The 23055-nt window shown below is 25.4% G+C and carries 16 protein-coding genes and 1 pseudogene; 11 read left to right on the top strand and 6 right to left on the bottom strand.

Annotation, left to right across the window (positions count from 1 at the left end):
• Positions 1-605: 605 nt before the first annotated feature.
• On the top strand, positions 606-2333 hold the full coding sequence (locus tag OMES3154_RS01330; RefSeq protein WP_156682836.1) for an IS1634 family transposase: 1728 nt from the start codon (positions 606-608) through the stop codon (positions 2331-2333).
• A 261-nt stretch (positions 2334-2594) separates the two neighbouring features.
• On the opposite strand, the gene OMES3154_RS01325 is transcribed toward OMES3154_RS01330, so the two are convergent.
• From OMES3154_RS01325 to OMES3154_RS01315, 3 genes are all read right to left on the bottom strand, one after another.
• Positions 2595-3827, bottom strand: coding sequence for an IS30 family transposase (locus tag OMES3154_RS01325; protein ID WP_156683029.1), 1233 nt, complete (start codon positions 3825-3827; stop codon positions 2595-2597).
• 301 nt (positions 3828-4128) lie between these two features.
• Positions 4129-6408, bottom strand: coding sequence for an OmpA family protein (locus OMES3154_RS01320; RefSeq protein WP_156683028.1), 2280 nt, complete (start codon positions 6406-6408; stop codon positions 4129-4131).
• Positions 6378-7913 carry a glycosyltransferase gene (locus OMES3154_RS01315; RefSeq protein WP_156683027.1) on the bottom strand — a complete coding sequence of 512 codons (1536 nt, stop codon included), beginning with the start codon at positions 7911-7913 and terminating at the stop codon, positions 6378-6380. Before OMES3154_RS01315 ends, OMES3154_RS01320 begins: the two co-directional genes overlap by 31 nt.
• A 132-nt stretch (positions 7914-8045) precedes the next feature.
• Between OMES3154_RS01315 and malQ the strand changes: the two genes are divergently transcribed.
• The 4 genes from malQ to OMES3154_RS01295 are packed head-to-tail and all read left to right on the top strand — an operon-like array spanning position 8046 to position 12595.
• Positions 8046-9614, top strand: coding sequence for a 4-alpha-glucanotransferase (malQ, locus tag OMES3154_RS01310; protein WP_269432428.1), 1569 nt, complete (start codon positions 8046-8048; stop codon positions 9612-9614).
• A 1-nt stretch (position 9615) separates the two neighbouring features.
• On the top strand, positions 9616-10890 hold the full coding sequence (locus OMES3154_RS01305) for an ABC transporter substrate-binding protein (RefSeq protein ID WP_156683025.1): 1275 nt from the start codon (positions 9616-9618) through the stop codon (positions 10888-10890).
• A gap of 20 nt (positions 10891-10910) precedes the next feature.
• A complete protein-coding gene (locus OMES3154_RS01300) occupies positions 10911-11780 on the top strand; it encodes a carbohydrate ABC transporter permease (protein WP_156683024.1) in 870 nt (289 codons plus the stop codon).
• On the top strand, positions 11780-12595 hold the full coding sequence (locus tag OMES3154_RS01295) for a carbohydrate ABC transporter permease (RefSeq protein ID WP_197271455.1): 816 nt from the start codon (positions 11780-11782) through the stop codon (positions 12593-12595). The genes OMES3154_RS01300 and OMES3154_RS01295 overlap by 1 nt, the downstream gene beginning before the upstream one ends.
• A gap of 38 nt (positions 12596-12633) precedes the next feature.
• On the opposite strand, the gene OMES3154_RS01290 is transcribed toward OMES3154_RS01295, so the two are convergent.
• The 3 genes and pseudogenes from OMES3154_RS01290 to OMES3154_RS01280 all read right to left on the bottom strand — a co-directional run bounded on the left by OMES3154_RS01290 (position 12634) and on the right by OMES3154_RS01280 (position 17568).
• Positions 12634-15696: a DEAD/DEAH box helicase gene (locus OMES3154_RS01290; protein WP_197271454.1), complete on the bottom strand. Its 3063-nt coding sequence runs from the start codon at positions 15694-15696 to the stop codon at positions 12634-12636.
• 31 nt (positions 15697-15727) lie between these two features.
• A complete protein-coding gene (locus tag OMES3154_RS01285) occupies positions 15728-16453 on the bottom strand; it encodes an NAD-dependent protein deacylase (protein ID WP_156683022.1) in 726 nt (241 codons plus the stop codon).
• 228 nt (positions 16454-16681) lie between these two features.
• Positions 16682-17568: pseudogene (locus OMES3154_RS01280) on the bottom strand (ORF6N domain-containing protein).
• A 434-nt stretch (positions 17569-18002) separates the two neighbouring features.
• Here OMES3154_RS01280 and OMES3154_RS01275 point away from each other — a divergent pair.
• The 6 genes from OMES3154_RS01275 to OMES3154_RS01250 all read left to right on the top strand — a co-directional run bounded on the left by OMES3154_RS01275 (position 18003) and on the right by OMES3154_RS01250 (position 22808).
• Positions 18003-18278 carry a TroA family protein gene (locus OMES3154_RS01275; RefSeq protein WP_156683021.1) on the top strand — a complete coding sequence of 92 codons (276 nt, stop codon included), beginning with the start codon at positions 18003-18005 and terminating at the stop codon, positions 18276-18278.
• Between the two features lie 50 nt (positions 18279-18328).
• Positions 18329-18739, top strand: a complete 411-nt coding sequence (locus tag OMES3154_RS01270; RefSeq protein ID WP_156683020.1) for a single-stranded DNA-binding protein — start codon at positions 18329-18331, stop codon at positions 18737-18739.
• A gap of 303 nt (positions 18740-19042) precedes the next feature.
• A complete protein-coding gene (locus tag OMES3154_RS01265) occupies positions 19043-19312 on the top strand; it encodes a helix-turn-helix domain-containing protein (RefSeq protein ID WP_156683019.1) in 270 nt (89 codons plus the stop codon).
• 1 nt (position 19313) lies between these two features.
• On the top strand, positions 19314-20210 hold the full coding sequence (locus tag OMES3154_RS01260) for a hypothetical protein (RefSeq protein ID WP_156683018.1): 897 nt from the start codon (positions 19314-19316) through the stop codon (positions 20208-20210).
• A 42-nt stretch (positions 20211-20252) separates the two neighbouring features.
• Positions 20253-21674, top strand: coding sequence for a hypothetical protein (locus OMES3154_RS01255; RefSeq protein WP_156683017.1), 1422 nt, complete (start codon positions 20253-20255; stop codon positions 21672-21674).
• Between the two features lie 240 nt (positions 21675-21914).
• Complete coding sequence (locus tag OMES3154_RS01250; RefSeq protein ID WP_197271452.1) at positions 21915-22808, top strand: hypothetical protein; 894 nt, start codon at positions 21915-21917, stop codon at positions 22806-22808.
• The last annotated feature ends 247 nt before the right edge of the window (positions 22809-23055 follow it).

The raw sequence follows: 23055 nt of genomic DNA, 5'->3' as shown, positions 1-23055 counted from the left end.
TAATATTTGAAAGAATTACGTATATTTATCTAATATGCATAGTTCTTTTATAATAGTTTATTAAATTTACTCACAATGTATTGGTACGTCATTATTTAGGTTTTTACCTTAACAATTAAACATCTTAATATCTATTATATAATATGCGATGTGTAATATTTTTTATGTTCTTTATTCCTTTCAGTATATTTTTAATTTTATTAGATAACATTATTTGAAATTTAAGTATAATCATAATTCCTTGATTTATATAAATTTCTATTATTAACAGTTCTCATTTTTCCACTCTCTATTCATCTAATTATTTTTAATTATATTTACCCTAATCTTATTATATAACATTTTCAAAGTAAATTGCAAATTTCACACTCTGTACTTTAAAGTTTGATATGCAACACCTAGTATTTTTTTTATATACTTTTAAAGTTTGATATGCAACACTTTGGGATTTTCTAATTGTTATTCGGGAGTTTAGCAGTTTAAAAATCATAAAATGATATGTAAGCTATGAAAATATTAGCTTTTTTTTGTCAAGTTTTTTCAAAAAGAGTATAGACAATATTTAATAAATATGATATAATGTAAATAAAAAAGAGGTGTTGAACATGTATCTTGATATTAGGAAATTACCTTATGCTACTTATCTATATAAAACTGAAAATGTTAGAGTTGGGAAAAATAAATATAAAAAAGTTAGAGAACTTTTAGGTACACTTGAAGAACTAAAAAAAATACACGCTGATCCTATAGCATACTACAAAGAAGAATTTGAAAAGGATAGAACTCAAAAACTCACTAATAAAAAGAAAAATGTCTTATCTTTAGATTTTATTGACGAAGAAATAAATCTTACTGATTTATCCTCATTATCTTTAGTTGATGAAAAGTTAGAAAAAAATATAGGTAGTTTAATTATTCAAAGTATTTATCACCAACTTGGATTTGATAAGTTATCAAAAAAAATATCTGCAGGTCAAAGAAGTAAAATTAATCTTACTAAACTACTTCAACTATCAATAATTTGTAGAATACTTTATCCTTCTTCAAAATTATCTGATTTTAATCATCAAGATAAACTTGCTGACGTTTTTAGTTTAACTAAAGATGATATTTATAGAGGGTTAGAATTATTAAATAAAAATAAAGATGAATTAATTGTAAACTTAAACAAAAATATAAAAAAACTAATACCCTATGATTTATCATGCACTCATTATGATTTAACTAATTACTTTGTATATACAGATGATACTACTGTACTGATAAATCCAGGATATAGTAAAGTTAAGAATGGTCTTCCTACAATACAAATGGCTCTTTTAACTGATTCTAAGGGTCTACCTATTAATTACAAGCTTTTTAGTGGAAATAGAAATGATGTTTCTACTTTAGTTGAGTTTTTAGATGATCAAAAGAAAAAATTCAATATTAAAAAGACTACTATTGTAGCTGATGCTGGACTTGTATCAAATGATAATATTGTTAAGATATTACTTAGCAAAAATAATTACATCTTTAAAGAAAGTCTTCTTCGTGTAAATAAAGATGTTTATTCTACATTTGAAAAAATTGTTAAACCTGAAATTGAAAAAATAATGAAAGCAAATGAAAATCTAAAAGGATGCTACTTCAGTATTCCATTAGATATAACTTTAACAGTTAAAAACACTAAAGGAGAAAACACAAAAGTATCTATAACTCAAAAATATATATTTATGTACTCAAAGAAATATGATGAACGTTCAAAACATATTAGAATGGAAGAATTAGAAAATGCTGAAAAGTATATAAAAGAGCCAAAAAAACTTAAAGACTTATTCAAAAACATTGCATCAGGACTTGTTAAAACTGACACTAAAGAAGCAAAAGCAAAATTAGATGAGAAAAAACTAGATAAGTACGAAACTACTTCAGGTTATTCATTATTAATCACAAATAAATTAAATACAAAAGATGATGAAATAATAGAAAACTACAGACAACAGTATTTAATAGAAGAATCATTCAGACATTTAAAAACAGACTTAGATATTGATAATATTTATTTAAAAAAAGATTGTAGAATAGAAGGACATTTTTTAATTGGCTTTCTAGCATTGTCATTTTTAAGAATAATACAATTATTATTGAAAAGAAAATACTCAATAGAAAAAATACAAGAAAATTTATTAGACTTTAAACTACATAAACTAAGAAATAATAATTATTACCAAATAAGTAAAATAACTAATGTCATAGCTGAAATACAATTAGCATTAAACTTAAAAATAAATAACACATTATACGATGGAAATGATTTAAGAAGCTTAATAGGAAATATTAAAAAAATTTAAAATATTTTGATATTGTCCAGACTTTTACACAAAAGAAAAAATGCCTAGACCCCTTATTTTTAAAGGGCTAGGCTTTATTTATTTTAATTTAAACTGCTAAACTCAAGATTATATAACATTTTCAAAGTAAATTGCAAATTTCACACTCTGTACTTTAAAGTTTGATATGCAACACCTAGTATTTTTTTTATATACTTTTAAAGTTTGATATGCAACACTTTGGGATTTTCTAATTGTTATTTTTTATTATTTGGTTTATAATTATTTAGAGGTTGTATTTAATGGTAATAAAACAACTTCATCACAATTATATGCCCTTAATGATAGTTTTGATAGTAAAGTTTTACTATAAGTTTCAATAAACATATCATTAGGGGTTTTATTATTGTATGCTTTTTTCTTTAAACTATTTATATTACTTACTACTTCGTATAAATCTTCTTGTGATACATTCTCTAAACTTACACCTTTTGGGTACACTTTTCTTAATAATCTATGAATATTCTCTATAAATGGTTTTTGTGTTGGTGTTCCTGCATCGCAGTAAAATATTTTCGTTCTATTTTTAAGAGTTTTCTTGCTAATTTCTATTTCATTAAATTTTAAAAACTCAGATCCCCTATCTGTTAATATTACTCCAAATAGCTTTTTAAACATAGAATACCCTATCTTATTTTCAATATCATCTAGTACTCTTAGTACTTCGTAAGGCGTTTTATATTTTAATTTATATGCCATTAAAAACTGTATTCTAGGAATAAATATTGTTAGTATGTATCCATTACTCCCTAAAGGTCCACATACCAAATCCATTTCAACTATATTTAAGTTCTTGCCTTTAGTATATTCTACGAAATCTTGAAATTCCTTATTCTTTAAAAACTCTAATCTTTTCTTATATTCTATTTTATCTTTACTTAAATTAGTTGCTCTAGTCTTTATTTTCTTTTTAGTATATTTAACAATACCTTTACTTATCCAGTCATATATTGTTTGAATAGATACCATGTCGTCTTTATATATTTCTTTTAATGATATATGTATGTGTGAGATAGGTTGTCCTAAATTTAACAGTTTTTGTATATCTTTTTTTAACTCTATTTGTACTACTTCATTTTTAATTTTAGAATTACTTTCTGATTTTAACTTAAGATAATTATTATCTGCTTGTTCTGCATTGTATATTACATAGTGATAGTAGCAATGATTATTTATATATCTAGGACATCCATTGCAGACATTTGGGCTTTTAGTTAGCAATTCACATGGATGTGTTTCTAATATTTCCTCATTATCTCTATAATTTAATTCTATTACTTTTTTATTTCTACATACCATTCTATTCTTTTTAATTTCCCTTGATACTGTTGAAGGATTAACATTTAATAATCTTGCTATTTCTCTAATACCAGTATTTTCTCTTAATCTAATTTCTATTTCTATTCTATCTTTTAATTTCATTTTTACCCTTTCTTGAATACCAAAGTGTTGCATATCAACTTTAAAAAAGGGTGTTGCATATCAACTTTAATAATATCAAATTTTTATTGTTTAGAACACTTGAATTTATTAAGTTCTAGCGAATTATCAAAAAAAAATAGGTTTAAATTTTTTTATCAAAATCTCTAAACCTATTGATTTTACTGATGTTTGTCATGTTTTTTATGTGTTGCACATCAAACTTTAACTTGCAAATTTCACACTCAAAAAGTGCAAGTTTTTATGCTTTTTAAGAAATAAAAAAGTAAGTTTTTTAAGTTAAACTAACTTCTTATACTTACTTTCTCATCTTTTTTTATTTTATAATTATATCTACTCTTCTTAATTTAACAGATTCTAATCCATTAATTTCATTTATACCACGAGATTTAATTTCAATTATATCACTAGGTACACCCATACTAATTAAGTATTTTTTTACACTCATAGCTCTATTTAAACCAAGTTTTAAATTATATTTATCTGAACCATTTAAATCTGTAAATCCTATAACTTCTATTTTACTATCACTACTTATATTTGCTTTAGATAAAATAGAATTTAATTGCATTACTAATTCATTTGTTAAATTAAATTTATCAAATCTAAATCCTAATACGCTATATATTTCATAACCTGGATTATAGTTATTAATATCACCATTTTTAAACTGATATATTAGTTGTTGCATTTCTTTTCTATGTCTTTTTTCTTGCTTAGCTAGAGCTTCTTCTATAGCTTTTTTAGTTTTTTCATCTTGTTTTTCAATAGTTTTTCTCAAATCAGGATTAATATTATTTACTTCTTTTTTATTTTCCATAAATGAGTAATTTATTCCAGCACCAACACTAAAATTACCCTTAAAGTCAACTCCACTTGAAACTTTGAAAACTACATTTTTCCCTCTATCTTGACCAGATATACCAACCGCTATAGCTCCTTGTTTATTATAGTAACCAGCACCAACTCCAATACTTAATAATTTATCTGCTGAAACTTGTGGAATATTAGCTACAGCCATTGCATTAGCTATTCCAGCTTTGTTATTCTCTATACTTTTTGAATTTGAGCCACCAGAACTTATATTCTCTAACGCCTCTTTTACTTTAGTATCTGTTACCAATATACCCTTAGGATTATTTATATCAGCACCCTCACTTAATTTACCTGCTGCAGCTTTAGGGTCTAGCTTAAGTCCAGTGTGATCTTCATTTAAATTAATGCCTATTAATTTGCCCATATCAATTAAATCTTGAACTGTAACTTTTCTTTTATCCTCGTATAATGGAGATTCTAATATTATGTATCTAGTATCTTCTATTAATTTTTCTTTACCACTTTCATATTGATTTTTGTAATATATTCTATCATACAAACGGTTATTAAATGCATATGGATTTAATTTAGCATAATTATTTTCTCTTAAATTAGCATTATTTTCACTCTTCCAACTATTATTAACATATTTATCATAAGGTACAACAAAATATTTTTTTTCTTTATATTCTATTAAATCTAATATTGATTCTCCATTTACGTCGTTATAAATAAAGTTAAAATCTTTGATTTTACTAATATCTCCTAACGTATTATTATCTTCGCCTTCAGCTTTATAAACATTTTCATTTGTTATTTTACCAAAACTAACTTTATCTGATTCCGCATTATCTAACATCATGCTTAAATCAACATAACCATCTGCTAAAGAAATATCTAATTTAGACATATCAATTTCTTTTATTTTTGAATTTAAAAAAGTTTTTTTAGCGTTCTTTATTGTCTTTAAATTAGATAAATCAACCTTCCCTGCTTCAGTATTTTCAAAACTATTATTCATAGAAGCAGCACTAGTTAGTTTGTCTAAATTTATCTTCCCTCCTACTTTATTGTTTGATAAATCTAGCCTTCTATCTAATTCTTCTACTCCTATAACTATATTTCCACTTACAGTGTTATTATTTATGCTCATATCGTTTTCAGAACGCATTATCTTACCAAAATTCTCAGCCTTATCTTTCTTATATTGCTCGTAGTTCATTGTATTTTTTTCAACATAATCTGATTCAGCATACTTTTTTTTTAAGTCTTCAACAGAATTTATTTCTTTTAAACCAGATAAGTTTAAATCACCATTTATTGTTAAATCTTTTAATATTAACTCATCTTTTATAGGTATAGAATAGCAATAGCCTTCTTGAACTAAAATTGTTTCGTCAATTCTTTTTAATTCACTTAAATCTAAACTATCAAATTTTTTAAATTCTTTTTTTTCGCATACAGCTTTAGAGTCGCATACAAGTTTAGAGTAGTTTAAGTAAACTTTTCCAGGATGTTTCCCATTAGTTATTGTAAATAATTTGTGGTTCCATTTTTGTTTATCGGTAGCATCATATGGACTTTTAGCAAATTCAATTGAATTTTCTTTATGTTCTAATTCTTCTACTGTGATTTTTTCTGCAAAACTAAGTCCTCCTGTAATCATAAATCCTATAATAACTCCAGCTGTTATTCTAACTTTGTTTTTTAAACTTCTTTTTAACCATCTTTTATTTTCTTCTCTCATTTTCACTCCATATTCTTTAATAACTCTTCCCATTTAACAATTACTTTGTCAAATGTAAAGTCGTGTCTTTTTGTATAACAGCTATCTATCATTTCTTCGTATCTTTTTTTGTTTTGCAATAATAAATAAATTTCTTCCGCCATTTTTTCTAAATTATTATTCTCTACAATTATTCCAGTTTGTTTATCTGAAATAATTTCTCTTATCCCATAATGGATATCAAAACTTACAACAGGACAACCATTGTTAATACTTTCAATTAAAAGCATAGGGTATGCTTCAAACGAACTTGTATTAATCAATAATGTACTATTACTTAATACTTCATTGGGGTTAGTACAAAAACCTTTCATATGTACACTTTTTTCTAATCTTAACTCCGAAATTAAATTCAAGAGCTTATTTCTATTAACTCCAACACCATAAATCTCTAATTCTAATTTTTCATCTTTTTCATGTAAAAGTTTAAATACTTTTATTGCTAAATCAACTCTTTTTATATCATCTAACCTTGCCATCACTACTAATTTATTATTTGGTCTATTGTAATTTGTTTCTTCATTTATACTAATAGCATTTGGTATAACTTTTATGTTATTTTGTTTTCCAATTCTACTTTCTATATCTTTTTTTTGAGCTTCTGTTAGTGTTACTAAAAAAGTATTTTTATCATTTCTTAAATCATTTGAAATATCTGCTATATTATCATAGAAAGCTGAATTTATATTATCAGATAATAAATGTATATTATGTAATTGATTTACTATTCTTAAGCCATTTATTTTTTTTAACTCCGAATATAGACTAATATTATCATTTATTACTAGGGTTTCTTTTACATTATATTTGCTAAAAATTAGGTTTCTTAAATATATATTGAAATCCTCTAAGTCATCAAATATATTTTCAGGCATGAAATTATCGTTATACACTATTATTTTATACTGTTTGTTTTCTTCACCTACTCTTTTATAAAACATTTCAACTTTTATTTTTCCATCTTTATTATAGAAAACTTTTCTTTCAATAAAAGTAGTATTTAAATTCATATATGTACTTGAGTATATATACCCATATGAATCATATGCATCTTTTTTTATTTCAAGCATTTTGCCATTTATCTTTTCATAATAGGCTATTTCTTTTATTCTTCCACTTATTTCATCATAGGTAACTATATGATCTATAGCATTTTTCCTTTTATTTATTGCTCCCATTTTATCAAAAGAATTAACATCTTTAACATATTTTAAATTTGGTAAATGATTTAAACTTTGGTCATTATCTTTAGTAATATTATCTCTTCCAAGTAAAACATCTATCTCATTAAAAAATTTAGTTTTTATATCTACTTCTCTAAATTTTGTTATGTTAATAAATCTTGACTTACTCTCTGGGTCATAACTATTATTCATTATCACTAGGTTATATTTACCCATATTTTCAAACATCTTAACTTTATTTATTAACTGTGTTATCCCACCATCTAGTTTAGTAAAAGTTGAACCATAATAAAACAATATATTCCTATATGCCATATTCCACTCCCTTTTTTAAAGCTGTCTATATAAGTATACCCCCCCCCCAACCATTTTGTCAATAAAAAGAGAAGTATTTCCCATAAATTGGACAAAAAAAGTTAAATAATCTTACTCAATATCATTTGACAAATTAAAAAATCAAGATATACTAACAATGAAAACGGTTACAAAATGAGAGGGATTACAGTGGAAAAAGATTTCAATTATACGAGATTAAACGAAAATAGAAAAAGTGGGGTTATTTTACATATAAGTTCACTTGCAAGTAATTATGGTATAGGTACTTTTGGAAAGGCTAGTTATGACTTTGTAGACTTTTTATCTAAGGCAGGATTTCACTATTGGCAAATATTGCCTCTAGGCCCAACAAGTTATGGTGATTCACCTTATCAATCACCTAGTACGTTTGCAGGAAATCCATATTTTATAGACTTAGATATTTTATGTGACGAGGGCTTACTTGAAAAATCCGATTATGAAAATATAGATTTCGGGCAAAATCCATTAAGGGTGGATTATGGTAAGCTATATCAAAATAGATATGTTGTTTTAAGAAAAGCCTATGAAAAATTTGATACTAACTTAAAAGAATTTAAAAGTTTTATTATTGAAAAGAAATCCTGGTTAGAAGATTATGCCTTATTTATGGTTATAAAGAATAAAAATAATGGTTTAGCTTGGGACAATTGGGAAGAAAAAGAAAAAAACAAAGACGAAGCACTTATGCAAAAATACAAAAAAGAATTTGAATACGAAATAAATTTCATATACTTTATGCAGTTTAAGTTCTTTGAACAATACAAAAAACTAAAAGAATACACTAATTCTAAAAATATTAAAATAGTTGGAGATATTCCTATTTATTGTTCATTTGATTCTAGTGATGTCTGGGTTGATAGAAAGAACTTTTCGATGGATTTAGTTGGTGGTTGTCCACCTGATGATTTTTCTTCTGAAGGGCAACTTTGGGGAAATCCTTGTTATGACTATGAATATATGAAAAAAGATAATTTTTCTTGGTGGATAAACAGACTTAAAGGAGTATACAGTCTTTATGATGTAATAAGAATAGATCACTTTAGAGGCTTTGAGTCTTACTGGGCTATACCTAAAACTTCTACTACAGCAAGAGATGGTAAATGGCTTTTAGGTACTGGTTATGAATTATTTGATGCAATAAAAGAAAAATTAGGAGATATTGACGTTATAGCAGAAGATCTTGGATATACAACCAAAGAAGTTGTAGATTTTAGGGAGTATACTGGTTTCCCTGGAATGAAAATGATGCAATTTGCTTGGGATCCTAGTGGTAATTCCGATTCTATACCACATGAACATATTAGAAATTGTGCTGTTTACCCAAGTACTCATGATAGTGATACAATTCTAGGTTGGATAAAATCAAACGAAGGTACTAAACATTTTGAATTTTGTAAAAAATACCTTAATTTAACTAAAGAAGAAGGTTATTTACAAGGTTTTTTAAGAGGTGCTTGGAGTAGTGTTGCAAATATAGCGATAACTCAAATGCAAGACTTTTTAAAATTAGATAATGATTATAGGATGAATATTCCATCTACTTTAGGAAACTGGAGTTATAGAATGAGTAAAGATGACTTAACAGATGAATTAGCTAAAGAGATAAGGGAATTTAATAGAGTTTATAAAAGATTAAATATAGATATAAAGGAGAAGTAGAATGAAGAAAAAATTATTCGCACTATTAACAGTTTTATCTGCAGGATTATTAGTTTCTTGTGGAAAGTCAGATTCTTCTATGGAATCAGAAAAAGTAAATGTGGAAATATTCCAATTTAAAGTAGAATTCAAGGATCAATTTACAGACCTTGCTAAAGAGTATATGAAAACTCATGAAAATGTAAACATTAACATAACAACAGTCGGTGGAGGAGCAGATTATGGTGCAGCACTAAAAGCTAAATTTGTTTCTGGTGATGAGCCAACAATATTTAATATCGGTGGTCCACAAGATGTTAAAGATTGGGAAAGTAAATTAGAAGACTTAAAAGAAGCTAGTGTTGCAAAATTAGCAATACCTAGTTTATTAAAAGGTGTAACACTTAATGGTTCAATCTATGGTGTTCCATACAACCAAGAAGGTTATGGTCTAATATACAATAAAGAAATATTTAAAAAAGCTGGAATAGATGCTAGTAAGGTTAAAACTTATGACGAACTTTTAAAAGCTGTTAAATTACTTGATAGCAAAAAAGATGAATTAGGACTAAATGCAGTATTCGCATTCCCTGCTAAAGAAACTTGGGTAACAGGATTACATTTATCAAATGTATTTATCACTGAAGAATTTGGTGGAGATATAATGAAGACATTTGAAGCAAAAAATATAGAATTTAAATATAAAGATCAATTTAAAAATGTGCTTGACTTACAAAATAACTACTCAGTGCAACCTACAGCAAGTCTAGACTACTCTCAACAAGTAGAAAAATTATTCTCTTTAGGTAAAGTTGCAATGATACAACAAGGAAACTGGGCATTTGGTTCTATAAATGGTGTTGATAGCGAACTTGCTAAAAATATAGGAATGTTACCTATCCCTGTAAAAGGTGTTGCTGAAGGTAAATTAGCTGTTGGTGTTCCTATGTACTGGGCAGTTAATAAAGAAAAAAATGCTAAAGAAAAAGACGCTGCAAAAGACTTTTTAAACTGGATGTACTCATCTAAAGAAGGTAAAAAATATGTTGTAAATGAATTTAAATTTATACCAGCTTACAAAGGATATGAAAACGAAAAAATAGTTGATCCATTATCAATGGAAGTATACAAATATTCTAATAAAGGAGATACTTTAAACTGGGTATTTATGGGTTACCCTTCAAGCTGGGGAATGAATGTTTTAGGTGCTCAAATACAAAAATATGTTACTGGAAATGCAACATTTGATGAGGTTATAAAAGAAGCACAAAATGCATGGTCATCTGACAGAAAATAAAAAAAGAAAGTGAAGTTAATATGAAAAAAATTAAAAGCAAAAATCTTTTCTTTTATCTATTCATATTACCTTGTGTAGTTAGTTTAACGATGGTAGTAGTTATCCCTCTTATCTATGGAGTTTATTACTCTTTTACAAGTTGGAATGGTATAACTACTCCTTCTTTTATAGGGCTCGGAAACTACATTAAGGTTTTTTCGGATAAAGAATTTTTAAACTCTTTGTGGTTTACAACTAAATTTGCAGTATTATCTGTTATAATAATAAACTTTTTAGGACTAAGTTTAGCCTTATTAGTTACTCAAGAATTTAAAGGCACTAACTTACTTAGAACAATATTTTTTATGCCGAACTTAATCGGTGGATTAATATTAGGATTTATTTGGCAATTCATATTCATAGAAGTTTTTTATGGTGTGGGTGAAAAAATAGGGTTTGAATTTTTAAAAGCTTGGTTATCTACAACTAAAACAGGGTTTTGGGGACTTATAATTCTAACCTCATGGCAAATGGCGGGATATATAATGATAATATATATAGCTTACCTTGAAACTGTTCCTAAAGACTTACTAGAAGCAGCTGAAATAGATGGAGCTAATTCTTGGCAAAAATTTAGAAATGTAACTTTCCCATTAGTAGCACCTGCTTTTACTGTTAGTATGTTTTTAACATTATCTAATTCATTTAAGCTATATGATCAAAACTTATCATTAACAAATGGTGGTCCATATAACTCTACACAAATGGTAGCTATGAATATATATAATACAGCTTTTGCTGAAAATAAGATGGCTTATGCTCAAAGCAAAGCTATAGTATTTTTTATAATAATTACAGTAATATCATTAACTCAAGTATGGTATAACAGAAGAAAAGAGGTTGATTATTAGTGTTTAATAAAAAAAATTATCTTTATGTTTTAACTGTTATATTAGGTATAACATGGCTTAGCCCGTTTTATCTAATGATAGCTAATTCTTTTAAAACTAAAAAAGAGATTTTCTCTTCTTCTCTTAGTTTTCCTAAAGGATTAAATTTAGAAAACTATATTATTGCATCTGACAAATTAAATTTTATTAAGACTTTTACAAATTCTTTGTTTATAACATTTTTCAGTGTTGTTATTATAATTATTTTTTCAAGTATGGCAGCATATGCAATATCAAGAGTAAGAAATAAGCTTAGTACCTTTGTTTTATTTCTTTTTATATCTGCTATGTTAATACCATTTCAAGCAGTTATGATTCCATTAGTTGCTTTTTTTGGAAAATTACATATGTTAAGTAGACCTGGAATAATGTTTATGTATCTTGGATTTGGTTCAAGTCTTGCAATCTTTTTATACCAAGGAGCAATAAATTCAATACCTAAGGATTTAGATGAAGCCGCTATAATAGATGGTTGTAATAGATTTCAAGTATTCTGGTATATAATATTTCCAATGTTAAAACCTATGACAGTTACTGTAGCTATACTAAATACTATTTGGATATGGAACGACTACTTACTACCTTCATTAGTAATAAATAAAAAAGGGTATGAAACTATACCTTTAAAAATGTTCTTCTTCTTTGGAGAATATACAAAACAATGGCATCTAGCATTAGCTGGACTTACACTTGCAATAATACCTGTTATAATATTCTATTTCTTTGCACAAAAGCAAATAATTAAAGGAATAACATCAGGTGCTGTAAAAGGTTAAAACTTAAAAAGCTTAAACTCTCGGTCTAAGCTTTTTTTCTATACTTTAAATAATTCTATTAAATCTTCTTTACTCATACTTGCAAAACTTCCATCTGAGTTTTCAACAAAGGTATCACTTAACTCCTTTTTCTTTTCTTGCAGTTTTTGTATTTTTTCTTCTATACTGTTTTTAGTAATAATATTAAATACTTGTACAACTTCTTTTTGACCTATTCTATGGGTTCTATCTGTAGCCTGATTTTGAGATGATATATTCCACCAAGGATCTAAATGCACAACAACACTTGCCCTAGTTAGATTTAAACCTGTTCCACCTGCTTTTAGTGATATTAAAAACAGTGGTACATCATCCGTATCAAAGCTTTCTACTAATTTTGCTCTATTTACTTTTGTTGTTTCACCTGTTAATAAATGATATGAAATTTTTTCTTTTTCACATTCTTCGATAACTAAGTCTAGTACCTTTGTAAAACTTGAAAAGACTACAACTTTTCTATTGTTTTCAATGCTCTTTTTAATAATTTCTATAGTTGTTTTTATTTTAGGAGATACTTCAAAAATATTATCATAAACAAGTTTTGGATCAATACAAATTTGTCTTAGTCTTGTTATATAGGCTAAAACTTGCATTTTATCTTTACTAGATAAAGTAGAAATTTTCTTAACAGCATCTATTGCATTCGCCTTATACAGTTTTGTTTGTTCTTTTTCCATATCTACATAGAAATTTTCTTCTATTTTCTCGGGTAGTTCTAGTAATACATTTTTCTTAAGTCTTCTTAGTATAAATGGTTTTACCATTTTTAAAAGTCTATTCGAAACTTTTTCATCAGCTTCTAAAACTATTGGTTTTTCATAGTTTCTAGAAAAATATGAATAGTTAAATAGATATCCTGGCATTAGAAAATCAAAGATTGACCAAATCTCAGATAAAGAATTTTCAATAGGTGTTCCCGTTAGTGCAATTTTATAGTCAACCTCTATTTGCTTAACACTATTTGAACTTAAAGTCTTATGATTCTTAATATATTGAGCCTCATCTAATATTATTGTATCAAACGATTTTTTTTCATATTTTTTAATGTCTTTTTTTAAATAATCATAGGTTGTTATAACTACTTGATTCTTTATTTTAGATATCGCTTCTTCCCTTTCAGAAACTTGACCATATATTGGTAAAATTTCAAGTTCTGAATTGAATTTTTTAAATTCATTTACCCAGTTTAATAAAAGTGAAGCTGGTGTAACTATAATGCAAGGTCTTCTTCTTTTAATACTTTCAAGATAAGCAATAATTTGTAGAGTTTTACCTAATCCCATATCATCTGCTAATATTCCAGCAAGTTTTTTAGCTCTTAATTCTAGTAACCAATTTACTCCATCTTTTTGGTAATCTCTTAGTATATCATTAAATCTTTCCGCCATTTTTTCTGCTTCTGTTATAAATAGTTTGTCTATTTCACGATTTTTTTCATAAGCCATAGCATCCGAATCTAGACTATCTAGTTGATACATTCTAAATAAAGGTACTTTTATTTTAGAACTTTTTGATTTATCAGCCTTTTCATACCCAAAATCTTTTAATACTTCGTCAATCTTTTGGAATTGATTTACATCTATTAAAAATCTTTCTCCATTTTTTAACTTATAGTATTTTTTACCTAATCTATACTCATTTAATATATTTAATATTTCATCATCCGATATCTCATCTGAACTAAATTTCAATTCAAGTAACCCAGAGCTTGGCTTAACTCCAACACTTAAATTAATCTTTCTGGTTCTTTTGAAATTTCTCATAAATTCACTTAAATATACATCTGCAACTTTTGAAATTTCAACTAAAGCTTTTTCAAGGAAAATTTCTTTTTCCTTATTTTTATCAATTATATACTCTTTATCAAATTCAAAATCATATAGAGCTGTAATATCTAATATTTTAAATATACTCTCTATTTTAGATATCTTTACTATCTCGTCTGAATCTTTTGTTATCTTTATAAGTATATTATCATTATCGTCTATATCACAATATATACTAACTTTAGAATCACTAACATACTTTTCCACATCTTTTATTTGTATATTTTCTAAATTTTCACCTAAATATTCTATAAACTGTGGTAACTTCTCATTTTCAATATAGAAATCCTGAATTTCTCTTATTAGTCTACTCTCAAATTCCGTTATATTAGTATATAGTATTTTATTTCCTTTGAAGGCATAAGCATTTCTTTTAGACACGTATGGTCTTGCTTTAAAATCAGAAGATATATATATTCTACTAAGGTTTTTACCTTTTTTTTCTGTATTAAGTACTAAATTATTTTCTTTTTTCTCAAATACATCATATTCTGTTTCTAAAAATAGGTCTAATATATCGTCAAAGGTGTCCTTATTTATTATAAAATATTGCCCTTTTATACAAGAAGGGTATTTAAATAATAGAGATATAAGTTTTTGTGAAAATTCATCAAAATTCCCTTCTGACATATTTAAGGTTAAATTCTTACCAAATGTTATCATTTCACCATTCAACACTGGTGTTAATAGATTTTTAGTTATGTTTTTAATAGAATATAGCTTATCCATCCCAATTTTAAAACTTATGCTAGATTCATCAATGATTGGAATAAGTTTAGCCTTTTCTTCACTACTATGAAGCTCGGATTTGGTTACATCATAAATTAAGTTTTTTATTTTAAAATCTGCTAACGTAGCATAACTTTTAACTCTATAATACTCATATATGTCCATATCACCTAGTTCTTCTTTGCTAGGGAATTCATATCCTATTTGAAGTTTTTTATTCATAGCATAAAAATAGTTAAATATAACGTGAGCACAAGGTGCAGTTTTTCTATTATATGGACATTCGCATTGTACCTCATAAAGATTATATTTTTCATCTAATATTACTTTAGATTCAACATCATATATGCCAACAATTTTTGATACAATATACGTATATCCACCTCTTTTTTTTATAGAAAACTGCATTAGGTCCTCTTCATACCTTTTCTTATTTGAAGTCATATGTTTATAATTAGTAGAATCTCGTGCTATTTTTTCATAAACCTTCGTTTTATATTCTATCATAATTTTCTCCATTTCTTTTTAATTTTATGCATTACACATTTAATTTACTCAATACCTTAGCTACTTTATCTCTAATTATAAGATTAGCATAAATATCACTAGAAGTTTTACTTGTATTTATAATAACTAAGTACGGCCCTTTAAAATATCTAATAAACGATGCTGCTGGATATACTAATAAAGATGTCCCTGCTACTATTAACATATCTGCTTTACTTATTGCTTTTATTGCTTTGTAAACTACATCTTCATTAAGTGCTTCTTCATATAATGTTACATCAGGTTTTACAATACCATCACATTTATTACATTTTGGAATTTCTTTTGAATTATCAATATATGATAAATTATAAAATTCACCACATAACAAGCAATAATTTCTTTGAATACTACCATGAAGCTCTAATACATTTTTACTGCCTGCTAATTGATGTAGTCCATCTATATTTTGAGTTACTATATATTTTAATTTACCTTTTTCTTCCATTTTAGCTAGAGTTTTATGCGCATCATTTGGTAAAACTCCATGTATTATTAATTTTTCCCGATAGAATTTAAAAAATTCTTTAGTAAATTTTTTAAAAAAACTATTAGATAATATAGTTTCTGGTGGATAGTCATACTTTTTATTATATAAGCCATCTACACCTCTAAAATCTGGTATTCCACTTTCTGTTGAAACACCAGCCCCTCCCAAAAATACTATATTATTACTTTTGTCATACATTTCTTGTAATTTTTTTATTTTATCTTCCAATTTAATCACCTTAAATTAATTATAACTATATTTTTTATTTTGGTAAATAAAATTTTTTAAAAATGTATGTAATGTAAGTGGAAATTATAAATGTCCAAAACAACTTAATATAAACTATACATAAATCAAAAGCCCTATAAACTTTTGGTTTATAAGGCTTATTCTTATTTCATAACTTCATTTGTTTTTCGTCTTTTATCATATTTTCAGTGTTAGCTGAACCTATGTTTATTTTAATTTATTTATTAATGTATCTATTATGTCCTTATCTTCCCATTTAGATATTGCAAATGTTTTTCTTCCTGCATCTTTAACTGATGCTCCTATATGGTATACAATTTCATCGTCTATAACTAAAAATCTATCATAGAAATCATCTGTTAATCTTAACTCTAATTTTGGATACTGTTTATTAAATTTATTTATATCTATTTTACTTAATTTTAATTTATTTGATCCAAATATAATAACTTCTACATTAATATTTTTCTTACATAGTATATTAAGAGTTTCTATATCTATATAATTATCAACTAATACTATTTTATCTTTAGCATCTTTTATTAATTCAACTAACAGCTTAAATGCATCATATATTTGTCCTTTATAGAAAATATATTTATTTTTAGATTCTTCTGGTTTGAATATTTTAAATATTTCTTCTATTCTTTCTTTATTTTCTAATGTTAATTCATTAGTTAAATTTATCTCCTCATTTAACTTTTTAGATGTAGATTCTAATAACTTTCTAGTTTCTTTAGTTTCTTTTTCTAATAAATTAATTTTTTCAAACATTAATATATTAGAATTTACAAATTTTCTCATTTCAACAAATGTATCCATTATTGAAATACTAACACTAATTGCTATATCACTTTTTAAAACAGCTGAAAGCATTGCTATTCCTTGCTCTGTAAATACATTTGGATTATATCTTCTACCTCCCCATGTATCTTCTAAACTTGAGGTCGCAATTTGCGACCTCAAGATTTCAACCTCTTTATCTGTTAATTGAAACATAAATTTTTCTGGGAATCTACTTATATTTCTTTTAACAGACTCATTAATCTTTTGGTTTCTACTTGGTATAGTTTAGCTAAATCACTATCTAACATTACTTGTTTCCCTCTAATTTCATATATTAAGTTTTTTATATTTTCAGTTTGTAGTTCTAAATTTTTTTCCATATTTTCTCCATTATACTTTTATTAATATTAATAAGTAGAAATCTTAAATTTTTAATTTTCTAGATTTTAATCATTATATAAATACTTTTTTGTTATAAAATCAAATGCTAACATAAAAACTATAAATAAACATCTTAATAATGAAAGTAAAATACTTCCAAAAAAATATATAAAAGTTATTGCTATTATTATCCAGATAATCATAAAATCATTACTTATATAAATATTATATCACTAAAAACTTTTATTTCCAAAATTTAACTATTCTTTATACAAAACTTGAAATAAAAAATACCCTAAACCTTGTTTTACAAGGCTTAGAGTATGTGTTTTCTTTATACAAATTTTCATATAATTTTGTTTTGTATGAAATATATTTAACAAAGGAAAAAGAAATTGATTATCCACGAACTGAATGGAGATTATTAGAAGCAGGAATAGATAAAGTTATTAGAAATTATTTAGAAAACTCTAATATAGAAAATAAAAACTTGATTGATGAATATGATAATTTAACTAAATTAGGTATATTAGAAATTAAAAAAGACTTAGCTTCTGATTTAGGGAAAGAAGATTTAGCTAAAGAATTTAAACAAGAAATTAATAAAGAAATAGAAAATTTAGAACAGAAAATATAAGGCTATAATGTCGCAAGTTGCGACATTATAACCAGAAATGGAGAATATAAATGAATGAAGTTTTTTTAATTGGTTTTATAACCAAAAATTTAGAAATGAAATACACAAGATCTGGAAAAGCTTATGTTAAATTTGGTATTGGTATAAATAAACCTATAAAAAAAGAAAATGGAGAAGTAATCAATGAAGCTACTTTTATAAATTGTGAAGCTTGGGGTAAATTAGCTGAATTTATAACTAGATATTTTGATAAAGGTAGAAAAATTGCTTTAAAAGGTGAATTGATTAGTGGTACATATGAAGTAGATAATATAAAAAAATTCTATACTAATGTTTTAATTAATAAGGTTGATTTTGCTGATAGTAAGAAAAATGAAGTAGATACATCTAATTTAAAAGAAAATTATACAACTAATGATAACGACTATATTGAACAAACTGAAGATGAATTTCCGTTTTAAAAAAAGAGTGTATTAAATAAAAATACAGCATATACTGAAAAAATTAATTATAGTGTTGTTATTATATAACAAGAAATAATATTGTGAAAAACAATATTATTAAAAAGGACAATGACAAGTAAAGAGAAATTAAAAAAATAGGTTATACATATTAAAAATAAATGGTTTTAAGCATATACATTTTAATGCAAGAATTATTAATTCGTAAAATAAAAATATTTAGCATATAAAAACATATTGACTTAACTTTGTTTTAAGGCTATAATAATAATGTAAGTAGATAAAAATAAAAGGAGTGATATTATGGGAATTAATTTATTTTTAAACGATTATTATAAGCTATTAAAAACACTGAAAGACAACGAAATACAAGTAGGAGAAGTTAAATACTGCCCTTTATCCCAAACAGAAATTGGTAAAATAGTAGGATTTAATCAAACTAAAGTATTTAAAATGCTACAGGTATTAAGAGAACAAAATTATGTTATAGTATATAAAGATTTAAGAGGTAAGTATCAAGTATCAGAAAAAGGAATAAAGATCATAAACTTTATGGAAAAGGGAGTAGATTAGTATGTTAAAAAGATTATTTTATTTAATATTAGGTTTTTTATTAGGGGCTTCATCTATACTGTATATTTATGGGGATATGAATAAAGTTGGAGTATTAAATCTTTATTCAAAATATAAAGAAACAAAACAAAAACAAAAAGATGAAGAAGATAAATTAGTAAGAAATTATATTCAAAAATCATTAGAAGTTAGTAAAGAAGTCAATGTTGAAAAAAAACCTACTAAATCTGAAAAAAATAAATGGAAAAATAAAATAAAACATGAACCTTATTTTAAATATAATCTAGATGATTATAGCGACTTATACGGTAATAAAGTTAGTGAAACTTTTAAAAAAAACATAATAGTAGTTGGTTTCCCTTATGATAATACTTATGGCATATTAAATAATAAAAGTCCTAAAGAATATGCAAGATTACAAGAAAAAAATTTAAAAAACATTTTAAAAGTAAAAGAACTTTTAAGCAATAATGTAGAGTATAGATTAAGTGTATCTAAAAAAATGTATATAGAAGATTTTAATAGTAATCCAGCTAAATTGATAAGTTATATTAATGAAAAATATCCTAATATAGATTTTCCTATATATATTGATAATAACATATCTGGTTTCAATGATATTTTAAGTGGGACAATAAATTTTAATTACCTAATTGATGAAAATTTTGATGATAATTATATGGAGCAATTAATTTATTTAATAAATAATAATAACTATGATAACGAAAATTTATTTCCTCCAAAAGAATATATTATGTCTACCAAAATGAGTAAAGAAGCTATTGAGTATTACGAAAAGATCAGAAATGCTAAATTTTCAAAAAGCGAATTATTAAAAAATGAAAATACAAAACCTAAAATAATTGGATTTAATAAAAATTCACTTGGTAAACAATAAGTTAATTTCTCTTTACTTTTATAAGTAAAGGAGATGTTTAAAATGAGAAAGAAATTATTCCATAAAACATTAAGCCTAATAAGTTTAATGTTTTTTTGTATAAATAGTATATTAGTATTTTCTAATACAAATACAGAAACTAATTTACAAAATTTCAAGGTTTGGAAAACAAGCAGTGAAGAATATTCTTGTACCAAATGGGATACAAGAGAAGTTTGTGAAACTAGAACAAGAGAAGTTGAAGATGGAACAGAAGAATATAATTGTCATAGTGTAGATGACTATGAAGATAAAGAAACTTGCCATGATGTTAATATACCAAAAGATTGTCGTACGGTAGATGATTATGAAGATAGAGAAAGCTGTACAACAACTAGAGTTAGAACTGGTTCGCATGAAGAATGTACAGGTGGTGGAACAAGAGAAGAATGTTCAGATGAGACACATCAAGTTTGTAGGGTATGGGGAAGTTCTTCTGGTATGGCATCTACAGGACCAGGAAGAGATGTATGTCAAAAATGGGACGATGAAACAGTGAGTGTATGCCATGATGTTGATATACCAAGAGAATGTCACAGTGTAGATGACTATGAAGATAAAGAAAGTTGTACAACAACTAGAGTTAGAACTGGTTCTCATGAAGAATGTACAGGTGGTGGAACAAGAGAAGAATGTTCAACAACTAGAGTTAGAACTGGTTCGCATGAAGAATGTACAGGTGGTGGAACAAGAAGAGAATGTTCAACAACTAGAGTTAGAACTGGTTCGCATGAAGAATGTGATACTAGAACAAGATATAGAACAGAAGAATATGAAGACTGCGATGATGAAAGTTATAGTTACACTGGAACTTGTACTCGTGATAATTCGCATTGGGAAAATATAAATCCTGGTGACACTTCTTTAGTTGATGTAATAAATAAATTAAATTCTTATGCAATAGTATATAAAAATGATACTTTAACAGTAAATGATATTATTAAATTAAATAATGAAAATAATATAAGAATTACAAAACAACCTAGCACATCTAGAACAGGAGAAAGTAAATATGAAATTACAGCTAGAGTAAATGGTTCTACTCGTAAAATACAAGGTACAGCTATGGTAGTAGATAAGCCTAATTTAACTTATAAACAAATAAGAACAGCTGTTATAAATTCAACTGTTGTACCAAATCAAGTTTATGAAACAATAGTCCCTAGTAATGAAATTTTAAATGATAATAGATATACAGTAAGCATTATAGGAAATGTAGATACTGCTACAATAGGTGTTAAACCAGTTAATTTAAAAGTTACTGACACTCTTAAAAACAAAGAATTTACAGGTTATACAAGCGATGTAAGAGTACAAGAGGAAATGAAACCTATAACATGGAAAGATAATATTGAAAAATATATAGATAGTAAATTTGAAATAATTAATAAAAAGTTAGAAAAAGAAATGGAAATAGAAATATAAAATATTTACAAAATTAAAAAAGTATGGTATTATATATTAAATTGATAAGCAAATAAGGCTTACACAGTACATACCTGTGTACCCAGTAAACTTCGGGGTTGGAAATAGGAGCGACAGCTTATAATATATGTTGAAGTTATAAGTGTATGTGGGATTTTTGAAACTTTTATACTGAAGTGGAGATGAAACAAAAAGTTTTAGACTAGATGATCTAGTCTTTTTATTTTGAAAGTAGGAAGTATGAGCGACTATAAAATTAAAAATTTATTATTAAAATATAACGAATATTTTAATAGAGAATATAGAATTGAGACTACAAATAATTTTAAAATAGATTTCACACTAGATTTTGGTACTTTTTGTCACTTAATGGGACTGCATTATGCATTACCAGGTAAATCCCCAGCTAGTATTGTTGGAACAAATATCATGAAAAAAAATCTAAAAGATAGTCAAATATTTAATAACATAAAAACTAATAACGCAAATAATCTTAAAAGTGTCAAATCTAGAATTAATAAAATTGATGATTTTTTTAATAATTTAGAAAATAGTTTTATTGTAAGTAAAACTAAAAAAACAGGCTTAAAATCAATTTATTTAGTAGTACAAATTGAAAATAACAATTTTTTAGAATTAGGTATTGCTAATAATTTATCAACTGGATATTTTTTAGAAACTTTTATAATAGAAAGTTCGGATAAATACTTTAAAAATTCTAATATTAATTATAATATTAAATCAATTTATGAATTAAAAAATAATATACCAATTCCATTTTCATTTAATAAACTAAAAGAGAACATTTTAATTAATAACTATAAACAAAATTTAAAAAATTTTAACTATTTGAATACACTAAATCAATATAACTATAATCTAAAAAATAATATTGAAAACTTATTTAAAAAATATATAAATCAAAATCAGATTCTTGTCATCGATGACAATATAGAAAGTAATATTTTTAATCTAATATGCAGTAACCTTAAAATTCAATGTACAAATGATTTTAGATTTAATATAGTAAGAGAAAAATTAGAATCCCTTGTAAAAGATTTTAATGAAAAAATTTTAAAAGAACAAACAATAGAAAATTTATCAGTTTTTAAAGAAGAAATTGATGTAGACTAAAAGAGAATTAAAAAAATATAGAAAAAGATAGAACAGATATTGAAGAAATCTAATTTTACTGATAGTAAAAATACTTTCTCTTTGACTGGAAAGACAACTCGAGAGTGCTGTAAAAAGTCTGTAATTTTCCATTAAAATTTTTGAAAAATTACAATTTGCTTTTTAATGCTCTTATGATATATTTTATTTTGATTGTACTAAATTTGTGTACAGAAAATATGAGGTAAGTTTATTAGCTTATCTCTAT

This window comes from Oceanivirga miroungae (assembly GCF_902505095.1).
Taxonomy (GTDB): Bacteria; Fusobacteriota; Fusobacteriia; order Fusobacteriales; family Leptotrichiaceae; genus Oceanivirga; species Oceanivirga miroungae.
Note: the sequence above shows the minus strand (reverse complement) of the source record. Positions and strands in the feature narration are given on the sequence as shown.

Coding starts and splice junctions, on each gene's coding strand:
- OMES3154_RS01330 (WP_156682836.1), top strand. CDS start 606: ATGTATCTTGATATTAGGAAATTACCTTATGCTACTTATCTATATAAA.
- OMES3154_RS01325 (WP_156683029.1), bottom strand. CDS start 3,827: ATGCAACACTTTGGTATTCAAGAAAGGGTAAAAATGAAATTAAAAGAT.
- OMES3154_RS01315 (WP_156683027.1), bottom strand. CDS start 7,913: ATGGCATATAGGAATATATTGTTTTATTATGGTTCAACTTTTACTAAA.
- OMES3154_RS01265 (WP_156683019.1), top strand. CDS start 19,043: ATGGGAATTAATTTATTTTTAAACGATTATTATAAGCTATTAAAAACA.
- OMES3154_RS01260 (WP_156683018.1), top strand. CDS start 19,314: ATGTTAAAAAGATTATTTTATTTAATATTAGGTTTTTTATTAGGGGCT.
- OMES3154_RS01320 (WP_156683028.1), bottom strand. CDS start 6,408: ATGGGAAGAGTTATTAAAGAATATGGAGTGAAAATGAGAGAAGAAAAT.
- OMES3154_RS01270 (WP_156683020.1), top strand. CDS start 18,329: ATGAATGAAGTTTTTTTAATTGGTTTTATAACCAAAAATTTAGAAATG.
- OMES3154_RS01255 (WP_156683017.1), top strand. CDS start 20,253: ATGAGAAAGAAATTATTCCATAAAACATTAAGCCTAATAAGTTTAATG.
- OMES3154_RS01290 (WP_197271454.1), bottom strand. CDS start 15,696: ATGATAGAATATAAAACGAAGGTTTATGAAAAAATAGCACGAGATTCT.
- OMES3154_RS01300 (WP_156683024.1), top strand. CDS start 10,911: ATGAAAAAAATTAAAAGCAAAAATCTTTTCTTTTATCTATTCATATTA.
- OMES3154_RS01250 (WP_197271452.1), top strand. CDS start 21,915: ATGAGCGACTATAAAATTAAAAATTTATTATTAAAATATAACGAATAT.
- OMES3154_RS01305 (WP_156683025.1), top strand. CDS start 9,616: ATGAAGAAAAAATTATTCGCACTATTAACAGTTTTATCTGCAGGATTA.